This window comes from Marinobacter sp. THAF197a (assembly GCF_009363275.1).
GTDB lineage: Bacteria > Pseudomonadota > Gammaproteobacteria > Pseudomonadales > Oleiphilaceae > Marinobacter.
The window spans coordinates 3,998,675-4,013,059 of sequence record NZ_CP045324.1 but is presented as its reverse complement, the minus strand read 5'-3'; the positions used below and the strand labels follow the sequence as shown (position 1 = coordinate 4,013,059).

Here is a 14,385-nt window from a genome sequence, read left to right as displayed (position 1 = left end):
TTCGAAAGACAGAATCGTTTATCGGCTGGCACTCCGGGCGGTACCGTACACCAGCAAAAAAGCCAGGAAGGCTGTCACCACCACCGATGGCCCGGCTGGAGAGTCCAGGTGCCAGGACAGCGTCAGGCCGCCGGTCACAGCGATAAAGCCGAATACCACCGCCAGCGCCATCATGTGTTCGGGATTTCTGGCCAGGCGTCTGGCGGTGGCCGCAGGAATGATTAACAGGGCAGTAATCAGCAGCACCCCGACAATCTTCATCGCCACCGCAATCACCAGGGAGAACATCAGCATCAGCGCCAACCGCAAACGCTCCACGGGTATTCCCTCCACCCGGGCCAACTCCTCGTGGATGGTGCTCATCAACAGCCCGCGCCAGAGTATTGCCAGCAGGGTCAACACGAAAGCCGCGCCGCCGTAGATCCACAGCAGGTCCTGGCGGCTCATGGCCAGCAGGTCACCGAACAGCAGGCCAGTCAGGTCAACCCGCACATCTGGCATGAAACTCAGGGTAACCAGGCCGATGGCCAGTGCACTGTGGGCGAGAATGCCCAGCAAGGTGTCGGTGGCCAAGGCCCGAGTGCGCGAGAGCAAGACCAGAGCGACAGCAATGGTGACGCAGGTAATGATCACCCCAAGGTTCAGTGGGATACTGATCAGGAAACTCAGGGCGATGCCGAGTAACGCGGAATGGGCAAGGGTGTCGCCAAAATACGCCATTCGCCGCCAGACTACGAAGCAGCCCAGGGGGCCGGCCACCAGTGCAACACCCAGTCCACCCAGCAGTGCCCGCCAGAAAAAATCCCCGAGCACAGAATCAATGATGCTCATGGTCACAGGCTCCCTGAACGTCTGTGCTGGTCACAATGTCACCGTGCAGGTTATGGCGGTGGTTGTGATGGTGGTGATAGACCGCGAGAGATTCTGCCACCTGGTGGCCAAAGGTCTCGATAAACGCCGGATCGTGAGAAATGTCGGCCGGGTAACCGCTGCAACACACGTGCTGGTTCAGGCAGATAACCTTGTCGGTGGCCGCCATGACCAGGTGCAAGTCATGGGAAATCATGATCACGCCGCAATTGAGCTCATCCCGCAGTTGGCGGATCAGGTCATACAGGGCCGCCTGGCCGTTGATATCGACGCCCTGGGCGGGTTCGTCCAGCACCAGAAGGTCCGGTCGCCGTGCCAGTGCCCGAGCCAGCAACAAACGCTGCTTTTCGCCGCCTGACAGGTGATGCACCGAGGCATCCAGCAGGTGCCGCACACCGGTGCGCTCCAGGGCGGCCTCGCATTCGGCCCCGGAACGGCCGCTCAACAGCATGAACCGGCGTACGCTCAGGGGCAGGGTCGCCTCCAGTGACAGATGCTGGGGTACATAGCCAATGACCAGCTCCTTAGCGAGTGAGACCTTGCCGGAACTGGGTTTCTGGATGCCCAGAACGGCTTTGATCAGGGTGGTCTTTCCGGCGCCATTGGGGCCAATAATGGTGATGATGTCGCCCCTGCGAACCGTCATTTCAACCCGGTCCACCACCGGGCGGTCATCGAACTGCACGGTCAGCTGATTCAGCTGTACCAGGGCATCAGGCATGGCCAGAACCCCCTTGGCACCGGGGGCACAGACCAGCGATTTCCAGAGTGACTTCTTCGGGCCGGAAGGCGACGGCAGCCGCTGCCGCCTCTACCGCCCCCATGACCTCCGGGACATCGAGTTCAAGCACATTGCTGCATTGCCGGCAGATCAGGAAGGTACCCCGGTGGTGTTCGCCAGCATGGGTGCAGCCGGTAAAGGCGTTGAGGGAGGCAATTCGGTGCACCAGGCCATACTGCAACAGAAAATCCAGAGCCCGATACACGGTGGGCGGGGCTGCGTTGTGGCCCTCAGTACCCAGCATGGCAAGAATGTCATAGGCCCCGAGGGGCTTGTGAGATTGCCAGATCAGTTCCAGAACCCGCTCACGAATGGGAGTAAGGCGGGCATTCTGCTGTCGGCAAATGGCCCGGGCATCCGCCAGGGCCTGGCTGACACAGGCCTCGTGGTTGTGCGGGCGATAAGGAAGCGCGCGTTCGGGCATAGTCTGGATCCTGCAAAGTTTGCAACATTATAACACTTGCAGGCTGTACTGCTACGGCTGTGACCAGGTGGTCATCAGTGTCTGGCGGTTAGCGCCAGTGACTCCAGGTACTCGAGGTTGGGAATCCAGGCGGCTTCGCCGTCGACTTCCACCTGCATGAGGTCGGCCGGTCCGGCTTCGCCGTCCAGTTTCCGGACTTGCTCTTCCACCAGTCGGGCCTGGCTGGGAATGCCCTGGGTGACCAACGCCATGAACGGGGCCTGCTGATGGCCATCACCGATGGTGTTGAGCACAATGATTCTGCCCCGGTTGTCTCCGGGTACGGTCAGGATCCCGCCGTTGGCCGCGTCATAGGATATGACCGGCAGGGTAAGGCCACGCCAGTCCAGAAAGCCTACCAGCCATTCCGGGGTACTGGCGCCGGCGTCGGTGCTGTAAAAGTCCACCACTTCCGCGATCGACACGTTGGGTAGCAATAGTTGCCGGTCACTGACCGGAATCATGACACAGGAGAGGGACTGGCTGTTCTCTTTCATGACGTGTTACCTCAGGCGGAATCCCGTTTCTGCCGGCCTTTGAGCAGGCAGTTGTTCTCAATGGTTTTCACCAGTTCCTTCGCCAGTTGCTCCGGTGTGCCGCAGAAGCTGCTGCAGCCGGTAGCGGCGACCGAATCCGGCATCGAACTGTTGCCACAACTCTTGCTTTCCTGCACCCAGATGCGACTGCCGTAGGCTTTAAGCATGGGCGCTGCAATGGCGCCATCGTTGCCCATGCCGGAAAACAGGATGGCGTGGCAACGCTTGCCGTAGTAATCGGCGACGTTAAGCAAGACCTGGTCGATGGACGGGCCATAGGGACCAGGCCAGGGAGTGTTGCGTTCTGTCAGTTGGCCCTGGGTGTCGAACGCCCATTCCCGCTCAACCGGCAACAGCACCACATCACCGTTTCGTACCCGGTAGCCTTGTTCCGCCCGTTTGAGCTGGTAGTGGGCATGTCGCCCAAGAACCCGGGTCAGTACCTCGGTGAAGTTGCCATCAATATGCTGCGCGTACACAAAGCCCACCGGCAATCCCGGTGGCAGATTGTCCAGAAACGTTTTGACGGCAGCGGGTCCGCCCAGGGAAGCGCCCAGCACCCAGACATCCTCTGCCAATGAGCCTGGCGCCGCCGGGGCAATCCAACGAGGCAGTTCCGGTGCCGAATGAGGCGCCGGTGTGGTCTCCACCAATTCTTCCAGATCGCTGGCGGTGTCCAGTGCCTCCAGGTGGCCAAGTTGCTGCTCCAGCTTGTCCACAAGCCGTCGTTCCCAACGGAAATAGTCGGTACTGCCGGGTTTGGGCGCCTGATCAACCCCGAAGAGTACCGGAGCGTCGGTATTTTCCAGCAAATGATCAAACAGCGTTGGATGGTCTGCCTCGTCTTCCAGAGTGACCAGCCACAGGCACGCATCCGGGAATTCCGGATAGTCCATCAGTCGGGACGGATCGCCGGAAAATGACACTTCCAGGCCGAATTTACCGGTGGCGGCCTGCAACCGGTGGCGTTGCAGGACCACATCGGAAACAATCCCGACCCCGGGCCGGCCAGATTGGCCGGCCATCACTGATTCCCGGTCAGCCGCTTGATGGTGTCAAGCAGCTCGGCTTCCTGGAACGGTTTGCCCAGATACTCGTTGACCCCGATCGACAATGCCCGCTCGCGGTGTTTCTCGCCGGTCCGGGAGGTGATCATGCAGATCGGCGTTTCCTTCAGGTTGTCGTCGTGGCGCACGAAACTGGCCACTTCGAAACCGTCCATCCGCGGCATTTCGATGTCCAGTAGAATGATGTCCGGGCGATGATCCTGAAGCTGGGCCACTGCATCCAGACCGTCCTTCGCGGTGATGACTTCCATGCCGTTTCGTTCCAGCAATCGAGAGGTAACCTTGCGCACGGTCACCGAGTCGTCCACCACCATAACCGTGGTGATTTTCTCTTCGTAGCGGCTGGTTTCCCGGGCTTTTTCGAGGTTCGCCAGGCGTTGCCGTTCGGACAGAATGTCGGAACGGATCATCGCTGGCAGGTCAAGAATCACCACCACGTTACCATCACCCAGAATGGTGGCGCCGGACACACCGCGAACGGTACTGAACTGCGGCCCCAGGGATTTAACAACGATTTCCCGGCTGCCCATCAGGTGGTCTACCTGCAAGGCCATGGGCTGTTCGGCACCGCGCACCAGAATCACCGGTAACGGCAAGGCCTGGCCCTGCAGTTTCGGATGATGGTCACTGTTCAGCAGGCTGCCCAGATACTGCAGGCGGTATTGCTGGCCGGCGTATTCGTACATGGGGGCATCCGGCTTGTAATACTCTTCCAGCTCGTAGGTGCTGACCCGCACGATACCTTCAATGGTGTTGAGCGGGATGGCATAGAAGTCCTCACCCGTGGCGACCATCAGGGCGCGGTTCACCGACACGGTAAACGGCAGGCGCACGGTAAAGGTGGTGCCGCGGCCCAGGGCCGAGTCAATATCCAGGCTGCCGCCCAGTTGCTTGATCTCGCTGCCGACCACATCCATACCCACACCACGGCCAGAGATCTGGGTAACTTGTTGGGCGGTGGAGAAGCCGGGCTGCAGGATAAACTGCAGGATTTCCCGCTCTGACAGGTCTTCATCGGCCCGCATCAATCCCTGCCGAACGGCTTTATCGCGGATCACATCGGCCGGGATGCCCTTGCCGTCATCGATCATCCTAAGAACCACATCGCCGCCTTCCCGGGTCAGTGACAATGTTACTTCACCGGTGGCAGGCTTGCCGGCTTTCTTGCGCTCTTCCGGAGTTTCGATGCCGTGGTCCAGGGCGTTACGCAGCATATGCTCCAGGGGCGCAATCATGCGCTCCAGGATATTGCGGTCCATTTCGCCTTCGGCGTTGCGAACGTCAAAGTCCACTTTTTTGCCCAGCTCGCCGCTGATCTGGCGCACGATACGACGCAGGCGTGGCACCATCGAGGCGAACGGAATCATCCGGGTCTTCATCAGACCTTCCTGGAGTTCCGTGTTGATCCGGGACTGCTGCACCAGCAGGGTTTCGGTATCCCGTACCCGGTCGGCCAGGGTTTCCCTCAGGTCGGCAAGGTCAGAGGATGACTCGGACAGTGCCCGGGACAGCTGTTGGATGGAGGAGTAACGGTCCATCTCCAGCGGATCGAAGTCGTCGCCGTAGTCTGGGCCGTGTTCCTGTTCGGCCCGGAACAGAATCTGGGCCTCGGTTTCGATATCCATCCGGCGCAGCTGTTCACGCAAACGTTCGATGGTGGCGGCCATTTCATCCAGGGTGTGGCTGAAATCGCTGGTCTGCTGCTCCAGGCGGCCCCGGGTAATACTGGTCTCGCCGGCCAGGTTAACCAGTTCGTCCAGCAATGGCGCAGACACCCGGATGGTTTCCTGGGCCGCTCGCTGGGCTTCGGCCGCCTTGTTACGGATCTTGGCCGCTGCTTTTGCTGGCTTGGGCTGCTCCGGGGTCGGTTTGGCCGGCGTTTCTGGTTGCGGGGCCGGTACCTCGGCTGGCGGCTCAGATGCCGGCTCTGGCTGCGTTGAATCAGGCTGTGTCTGTGACGGTGTAATAACCGGTGCACCCGACTCAAAGCGAGTGCGGATAGCCGACACCAAACCAATAATAGCATCGTGGTCTTCGGTAATCGCCTGCCACTGGCTGTCGTCCGGAGCATTTCCACCCAGGTCAATCAGACGGGTTTCAAAGGCGTGGGCCTTGTCTCCCAATTCGCTGAGCTGCGACAACCTGGCACCACCCTTGAGGGTGTGCAGGGCGCGCTGCGCTTCCTGGTTGAAATGATGGTTGGCCGGCTCTTTGCGCCAGTCATCCAGCAGCTGCTCAAGCTGGTCCATGATCTCGCCGGCTTCCTCCAGGAAGATCTCCAACACTTCCGGATCGACCACTTCCGAGTCGGCCTCTGTGGATGCCTCCGGGGCCTCCGCCAGGTCGTCGGAAACCTGGCCGGCGGCCTGGAAGTCGGCAATCAGGTCGCTGGCAGACTTCGGTTTCTGGCCTGCTTCAATGGTATCCAGCATGGACTTGAGGCTGGCCAGGGCCCGGTCGCTAAGCGTCAGCAGACCTGGTTGATCGTTACCGCCGGAGACCAGCGTATCCAGCGCGTCCGACCAGGCCTCGGCAAGGTCGGCAATCGGGTCGACATCAGACAGGCGGGCGCCACCCTTGAGGGTATGCAGTTCCTGCTGCAATCGGGTGATGCCGGCCAGTTCGTCCGGTTCTTCACGCCACTGGTCGAGGCATTCGGTGATGGCTTCGTGGATCTCCAGGCCTTCGTCCAGGAAAATGCCAATCAGGTCGTCGTCGGAGGCCGCTGCCAGCGCACCTGTAGGATCTTCATGGTTATCAGTGCCGGGCTCGGCGATGGCTTCAGGACTCCAGTCCTCGGCGCCTGGCTCTTCCGTCTCCTCCACCTCTTCGGCAGGTAAGGTTTGTACTGGCGCCGGGGTCTCGCCCCGCAGAATCGCTTCCACCTGCTGAACCAATTCATCGGCCGGCGGGCAGGGCTTCTGGGTGGCGACCTGCTCAACCATCTGAGCCAGACGATCGTGGCAGGCAAACAGCAGGTCAGTCATTTCGCCGCTGGCGTCGAGCTGGCCTTCCGCCACTTTCTCGAAAAGATCTTCCAGCACGTGAGTCAGGTCACCGATGGCATCGACACCGGCCATGCGGGCGCCACCCTTGAGGGTGTGTACTTCCCGTTGCAGGACAGCGGCAACCTCACGATCCGATGGATCTTCGCTCCAGGCATGTAACGAGCTGCCGGTGGAGTTGATCAGGTCATAGGCTTCCTCGAGGAAAATGCCTACCAACTCAGGATCAAGGTGTGAAAGGTCTGTGGCCTGTAATTCGTCTTCCGCAGTGGTCTCTTCGGGTGCCTCGTCAGCCTCCGGCAGCGGCAACTCCTGGTCTTCGGACACCTCTGCGGTGTCAGAGAGGCTGACGTCGGTGACCGGCCGTGAGCCCCGCGCGGTATCGATGTAGGCGTGGATCTCGGAAATCAGATCCGGTGCCGGCCGTGGTGGCTCCTGGGTTTCCAGGGCTTCTACCATGCCTGCCAGACGGTCATGGCAACGGAACAGCAGATCAGACAGTGTGTCGGTGACGGCAAACTTCTGCTCGGTCAGCCCCTCGAACAGGTTTTCAAGTTCATGGGACAGGTCGCCTACCGAGGGGATGTCGGCAAGCCGTGCTCCGCCCTTAAGGGTATGCAGGTCACGCTGCAGCAGTCGCAGGATGTCCAGGTTGCCGGTATCTTCGCTCCAGCTCTGCAAGGCATCGGCGGTGCTGTTGATCAGATCGCGGGCTTCCTCGAGGAAGATTTCCGCCAGTTCCTCGTCAATATCGCTGTCATCCGAGGACAGTTCCGGCATCGGTGGCTGCTCGCTCCCGGTGGATTCGGGCGCGCCCTGGTCCAGCTCTTCCAGTTCGAGGCTGAGGTCGATTTCTTCCAGATCCTCGGTGAACTGCTGATCGAATTCGCTTGGTTCCTGACTGGCTTGCGATGATGCGCTGGCCAGTTCGTCGAGCTCTTCGATCAAACCGTCGCTGGGTTCGGTGGCGAGACCGGCAGCCACTTGATCCATCAGGTTGATCAGTTGTTCCTGGGCTGGGCGAACGGTGGCGAAGAAGTCATCGCCCGGTGTCAGCTGGTTTTCTGCGACCGCGGTGTAGGTGCGGGTCAGGGCAGCGGCCAGGTTGGCTACGTCTGTCAGACCGGCATCCGAGGCTCCCCGGGTCAGTTGTTCCAGTTCCTCACGCAAGGTGGCCAGTGAGTCTGTGCGCTCCGGGTGCTGTGCCCAGTCGTCGAGGATCGATTCTGCGTCCAGAACAATGTCCAGACCTTCACCGAGGAACAGCTGAACCAGTTGCGTCGGCGCCTGCTCAGACTGCTGCTCGTGGTCAGACATGGCATGTGAAAGCAGGGTTTGCTGGCTGATCTGTTGCAGTCTTGCCAGATATTCATCGGTACCCTCGAGCGACCCTTGCGGGTTGCTTCTGAGTTGGGCCAGGCCCTCGGTCAGGTAGCGGCTGGCCTGTTCGATCAGCTCCAGAACGTCCCGGTCCGCACGTTTGTTCTGGGCCCTGGACTCTTTAACAAAGCGTTCCAGCGGCGTAATAACCTCGGCAATCGGGCCGATACCGGCGGTATGGGCGCTGCCCTTGAGGGTGTGGAGGGCCCGGGAAAGGTCATCGGTGTAGGCAGCCGAAGTCTTGTCACCGGCTGCGACCAGATAATCCTTGAGGGTTTGCAGATGGGTTTCGGTCTCGTTCTCGAAAATCTCAAGAAGAACGGGATCGACGTCCTGATCTGGTTCACCGGCGACCGCATCGAATTCTGGCTCGGCGTGTTCCAGACCGGTATCCTGGGCTGTCTGGCCTTCATCACCTATCTCGGCTTCCGCCGGGGGCATGGAGGTGGCGTCCGGAATCTCGCCGTTGGCCAGGGCGGTTGCCCGGGCCTGCATGACCGAGGTATCGACGCTGGCGGGGCGACGTTGCTCGAAGTCAGTAACCAGCGCCGGGACGGCATCGGTCACGTCCTGTACCAGTTGGGCCACGTCGTCGTTCATGAAAATGCTGCCGTCGATAACCCGGTTGAGCATGTTTTCCACAGACCAGGCCAGTTCACCGATCACCTCGGCGCCAACCATCCGGCCACTGCCCTTCAGGGTGTGGTAGGCGCGGCGCACTTCCGCCAGGGCGGTACGGTCGTCGTGCTGGCGCAGCAGCATCGGCAGGTATTCGCGGATGGTGTCGAGCACTTCTCCGGCTTCTTCGATGAAGATTTCCAGAATCTCATCGTCGATCAGGTCATCACTGTCATCGGCCTCGGTGGCGGCGGGCTCTGCAAACTCTTCCGTCAGCGGCTCATCCGGTTGTGCCGTTTCAGGGCCGGCACTGGCTTCGGCAGTTTCTGGTGATTCAGCTGGTTCAGGGGCTTCCTCTGCCTCGGCCCGGCGTGTGGTGGCCAGGGCTTCGGCCCGTTCGATCAGCTCCGCGACATCACCGCTGCTATGGCCATCCCGGAACTCGTTAATCAGTGACGGAATCCGGCTGTTGACTTCATCCACCAGTGCAAACAGTTCGTCGCTTGGTTTGATGGTCTGATCAATCACCCTGTTGAGCAGGTTCTCTACCGACCAGGCCAGTTCGCCAAGGCTGGAAGCGCCTACCAGGCGGCCACTGCCTTTGAGGGTGTGGAACGCCCGGCGCACTTCGGTTAACGCCTCGCGATCGTCGTGGCTCTGGCGCAGTCGTGGATAGAATTCATGGATGGTCTGGAGAACCTCTTCGGCTTCCTCCACGAAGATACCCAGAATTTCGTCATCGACCAGTTCATCATCCGAAGCCTTGGCGGCCTCCGGTGCTTCGGCCGGTTCCTGAACATCCACCTCCGGCACGGCGAGAGGCTCGCTCTCTTGCTGGTCGAGGTTCCAGGTTGGCTCCTGGCCAACCGGGAAGCCAAGTCCGGCCAGGCTGTCTTCGGCCACCCTCAGAATGGAATCGTTGTCGCTGATGCCTTCCGCCAGGCGCTCCAGGTAGTATTCGATACTGGTGACGGCATCGGCCAGGGTGTCCAGCTGTTTCCAGTCAGGCACCTGTTTGTTGCTCAGCAAGACATCGGAAACGTAGCGCTCAGCCGAGGCCAGCATGTCTGCCACGCGATCCAGCGGTACCAGGCTCAGCCCGCCGCGAATGCTGTGCAACAGGCCGGGAACATGGTCGATTTCCCGGGTATCCCATTGCGAGGCGATGAAGTTGACGATGGCCGACTTGACCTGCTCGAGGGTGTTGCGAGACTCCCGGAGCAGGGCTTCACTGGCGTCGCCCAACTCGAGACTGCCCATGTTGGGGCGTTCGCCATCCTGACTGCTGGCCTCGACGTCAGTTCGCCGGTCGCTGTCCAGACCAGCAAGGCTGGCTTCGACGTAAAGCAGGGCTCCGGCAATGTCCATCAGGGTGCCATCGTCGGCGGGCTCTGCCTGGCCACAGAGCTTTTCGACCAGTTCAACCTGTTCGGTCACCACCTTGCGGGGAATGCCAAGGCCCAGAACGGCGAGGGTATTGGCAACCTGGCGCAGGCCTGGCAGCAGCTCGTCAAGCTCGGTGTTCTGGCGCAGTTCGGCGCGCACGAACAGATCGAGCTGGTCTTTCAGGCGGGCCAGTTCTTCGTTCAGGGCGCTGACAACGGAATGAATGGCATCACGGCCTGGCCCGGACACGCGGGTACGGGCTGCGTCAACGTCGTCTTCGGACGGCAACGCGCTGTTCAGCTGATAGGCGTCCCGGAGTGCGTTGACCTGCGGGCTGTCCAGGTCGCGAGCCCGGGCAACGTAATACAGCAGGTGCTTGAACAGGGCTTCCGGTACCGGCTGTTGCAAGATGTCGGCGTGCTCGTCGGTCAGCCGGCGAATCTCGGCGTCGAGTTCCCGCAACAAGGATTTGACCGCGGTATTGACCGGGTTCACGTTGGCCCGAAGGGTTTCCACAAAGGCGCTGGCGGCTTTCCAGAGTTCACCGCGCGGTGTTTTCTGGCACAGGCGAATCAGCCGCTGGATGACCTTCTGCATGTAATCAAAATGGGCGGCCAGGTCGGCCTCCCGAACCACGCCGGCAAGGGCAAACTGGTACATCTGCCGCAGCTTGCGCAGATGGCCGAGAACCTTGGGGTCGTGCAGCCGCTCGGAGACCTTGCTGCCTACCCGGATTCGGGAGGGGCTGAGGTCTGGCTTGAACAGTGAGGTGTCCGACAGAAGGGCTTCGCCACGGGCGGCCCGGAGATCGTTCAGTAGCGGCAGCAACACCATCGGAAAATCATCACGGCTGCTGCCGAGGTGTTCGAGGTACTGGGGCAACTGCAGGATGGCCTGCATCAGTACATCAACGGCTTCGTCAACATTGGTGACGGTTTCGTTCAGGACGGCCTGGGTCAGCTTTTCCATCTCTTCGGTGAGCAATGCCGCACCGTAGAGCTCCACCATCTGCAGGGTACCGTGTACCTGATGGAGGTAGTTCAGGCAGAAGCGCAGGCGCGCGGTATCGTCACGATTATCGACGTACGCTTCAAGTGCATGCTGGCCTTGGGTCAGCGTGTCCTGTATTTCGCCCCGAACCCAGTCGAGGGCGATACTGTCATGGTGATTGCCCATAACCACTCCGGTTATTCTTCGTCGGACTGACGTTTGATCCACGCCAGCACATGTTCCGAGGGAACCCTCTGCAGGCCCGGTGGCTGCCAGTCGGTCAGTTCACCCTGGCCAAGGACCAGTAATCCCCCCGGTGCCAGACGCTCTGCGAGCCGTTTGACAATTTCCCGCCGGCGCCAGCGGCGGAAGTAGATCAGCAGGTTCTGGCAGAAGATAATGTTCATGCCGTGCATCGGTGCCTTGTCCAGGTCCAGGACATTGAGCCTGGTAAAACAGACGCGGTCACGGATGCTGTTCACAATCTCAACGGTATTCCGTTCTGATGGACGGAAATACCGGGCCTTCATGTCTTCTTCCATGCCCAGCAACTTGCGGGCATTGAACTGGCCCTGCCGTGCCTTTTCGATGGCGGGCAGGCTGATGTCGGAGCCGGTGACGCCAAACAGGGGCTGCAGTGCCAGTTGCCCCATGCATTCGTTCAGGATCATCGCCAGGGTGTAGGGCTCTTCGCCGGTTGAGCAGCCAACACTCCAGGCTTCCAGGGCACGTTTTCTGAACTGTTCCCTGGGGCGGGTCAGAACGTAGTCTGCTACCAGCCGGAAGGCGTCAGGGTCCCGGAAAAACCGGGTTTCCTGAACCGTCAGACGATCAACCAGTGTTGCCCATTCCCTGACAGCATCCGGGCCGTTGACGATTTTCTCGTAGTAGGCCTGGTAGCTGCTGCAGCCGATTTCCCGCATTCGTATGCCCAGATTGGTTTCCAGGAACGAACGGCGTTCGGCCGTCAGGGTGATGCCGGTGCGATGCTCCAGCAGGGTTTGCCACTGGCTAAACTGCGCCTCGTCCATATCCGGGAGTCGGCGCAGTGCCCAAATACCTTCGGCGGGTGACAGCTGGTTATGCATCTGAGCCATAAACCGTCATTCGCCCCGGGCCGGTGATCAGCTGACCACCGGAACGTCGTTGTCTTCCTCTTGCTCCTGATCCGCAAGCTCTTCGTCTGGCAGGGTGAAGCCGGCAACGGAGGACCGCAGTTCAGAGGCCATCTCAGCCAGGTTACCGATAGACTTCGCGGTGGCGTTGGTACCGGACGAGGTCTGCGAGGTGATTTCCTGGATGACGTTCATCGTGTTGGAAATGTGCGCCGCAGAGGACGACTGCTGACGTGCCGCGTTGGAGATATTCTGGATCAGTTCCGCCAGAGACATGGATACGTTCTCGATTTCCTCGAGGGCGATACCCGCATCCTGTGCCAGGCGAGCACCACGGACCACCTCGGCGGTGGTGTGTTCCATGGAGATAACGGCTTCGTTGGTATCCGACTGGATCGTCTTAACCAGCGCTTCGATCTGCTTGGTAGCTGCAGAGGAGCGTTCCGCCAGTCGCTGAACTTCGTCCGCAACCACCGCGAAGCCCCGGCCCGCGTCACCGGCCATGGAGGCCTGGATCGCAGCGTTCAGAGACAGGATGTTGGTCTGGTCGGCGATGTCGTTGATCAGCGATACGATGTCACCGATTTCCTGGGAGGATTCACCCAGTCGCTTGATCCGCTTGGAGGTTTCCTGGATCTGCTCACGGATGTTGTCCATGCCGCGGATGGTGTTCTGTACCACTTCCGCGCCTTTCTTGGCGATCGCAACCGACCGCTCCGCAACCGCTGAGGATTCCGCAGCGTTGGAAGATACCTGGTCGATGGACACCGCCATCTCGTTAACCGCAGCGGAGGCGCCGGCAATTTCCTGGGCCTGGTGCTCGGATGCATCGGCCAGGTGCATGGCCGTGGCCTGGGTTTCCTGGGCGGCTGAGGCTACCCGTACCGCCGTGCCACGAATCGCCTGTACCAGTCCGCGCATCTGGTCGATCGCGTAGTTGATAGAGTCAGCGATGGCACCGGTGAAGTCCTCGGTTACTGTGGCTTCGGTGGTCAAGTCACCGTCAGCCAGGTCGGCCAGTTCGTCCAGCAGTCGCAGGATCGCGTTCTGGTTCTGTTCGTTCTGTTCCTGGGTCGCAGACAGGCGGGCCTGGGCATCGCGATACAGGGCCACACCGATGACCACTACGATGGCTACCATGGCAGCCAGCAGGAAGAAGGCCAGAGTCGGGCTGATGAATCGGGAGCTGGACTGACGGGCAAAACCGTCGGCAAGAACGGAGAGCTCGGAAAGCAGGATCTCTGAGTTCTGGAAGATGTCGCTGGCAGCGGTACGAACCTTGAAGAGGTCGGGAGAGGCTTCAAGGATCGCATCTACGTTCTGGGAAACGAATTCGAACAGCTCGTCTACGGCCTCCAGACCATAGATGGCGTCTTCATCGGCGACTCGGGAGATGCCCATGGCCGGGTTGCCATTGAGCTGGCCGTCCAGTACCCGGCCGAACAGGCTGGCGTCACGGCCGAAGCGGTCAGCAGCGATAACGGCATCTTCGTCACCGGACAGTACGTTGTTGACCGAACGCACGATACGTTCCGCCAGCAGCGACTGGCGCTGTGCCAGGGCGATCTGCTCCGCCGGTGCGTTGTTGTCGAGCAGGATCTGTACGATGTCATCGTACTCCACCTGCAACTGGGGAATGGTTTCGTTCAGGGTACGGGCTACTTCATGCAGGCCAAGTACGGCATCCCGGGTAGACAGGATGCTGTCGGCGTTATCCCGAACTGTGTTCCAGTTCTGCTGAACACCGCTGCCTTGCGCCATTTCACTGGCAGGCAGGCCGGTGGCCGGATTACCTTCTGAGACGAATGACCAGAGCTGCTGGAAGTCATCCCTGGAGCGACGAAGCTGGTTGAAGGCTTCGGCGGTACCGCCGGCGGCTTCAGTAGCGTTCTTCGCGATCTCCTGGGAGAGCACCCGCATTTCGGCGGTGTTGGCGATGTATTCCTGATCGTTCTGGCTGTCCGTATTGATAATGAACAGGACCACAACGAGCAGGACGGTGAGTGCAATCAGCGCAGCGATCAGGCCAGCAACCAGTCTGTTGCCTCCCTGTCCCATGCTGAGTCTTCCGGCTCTGTTTTTCATTTTCTGGCTCCCGGCCTCTTTCTTTCTGGAAATGGCAAGTTGTTGTAACGGGTTTCAGACGGTCAGGGTGATGTTCCTGCCAGTACTCT

8 protein-coding genes are annotated in these 14,385 nt (G+C 60.4%); all 8 read right to left on the bottom strand.

The window, feature by feature from the left end; translation table 11 throughout:
- Positions 1-18 precede the first annotated feature (18 nt).
- On the bottom strand, positions 19-831 hold the full coding sequence (gene znuB / locus FIV08_RS18500) for a zinc ABC transporter permease subunit ZnuB (protein ID WP_152439400.1): 813 nt from the start codon (positions 829-831) through the stop codon (positions 19-21).
- Positions 818-1,591 carry a zinc ABC transporter ATP-binding protein ZnuC gene (znuC, locus tag FIV08_RS18495; protein ID WP_072675976.1) on the bottom strand — a complete coding sequence of 258 codons (774 nt, stop codon included), beginning with the start codon at positions 1,589-1,591 and terminating at the stop codon, positions 818-820. Before znuC ends, znuB begins: the two co-directional genes overlap by 14 nt.
- Complete coding sequence (locus FIV08_RS18490; RefSeq protein ID WP_072675977.1) at positions 1,584-2,075, bottom strand: Fur family transcriptional regulator; 492 nt, start codon at positions 2,073-2,075, stop codon at positions 1,584-1,586. Before FIV08_RS18490 ends, znuC begins: the two co-directional genes overlap by 8 nt.
- Positions 2,076-2,149: 74 nt before the next feature.
- A complete protein-coding gene (locus FIV08_RS18485) occupies positions 2,150-2,611 on the bottom strand; it encodes a chemotaxis protein CheW (protein ID WP_152439399.1) in 462 nt (153 codons plus the stop codon).
- 11 nt (positions 2,612-2,622) lie between these two features.
- Positions 2,623-3,675 (bottom strand): chemotaxis protein CheB, encoded by a 1,053-nt coding sequence (locus FIV08_RS18480; protein WP_152439398.1) that lies wholly within the window; start codon positions 3,673-3,675, stop codon positions 2,623-2,625.
- Entirely contained in the window at positions 3,675-11,282 is a 7,608-nt protein-coding gene (locus FIV08_RS18475; protein WP_152439397.1) for an Hpt domain-containing protein, read from the bottom strand. The genes FIV08_RS18480 and FIV08_RS18475 overlap by 1 nt, the downstream gene beginning before the upstream one ends.
- Positions 11,283-11,293: 11 nt before the next feature.
- Complete coding sequence (locus FIV08_RS18470; protein ID WP_152439396.1) at positions 11,294-12,193, bottom strand: CheR family methyltransferase; 900 nt, start codon at positions 12,191-12,193, stop codon at positions 11,294-11,296.
- Positions 12,194-12,220: 27 nt separating this feature from the next.
- Complete coding sequence (locus FIV08_RS18465) at positions 12,221-14,296, bottom strand: methyl-accepting chemotaxis protein (protein WP_172972302.1); 2,076 nt, start codon at positions 14,294-14,296, stop codon at positions 12,221-12,223.
- Positions 14,297-14,385 lie beyond the last annotated feature (89 nt).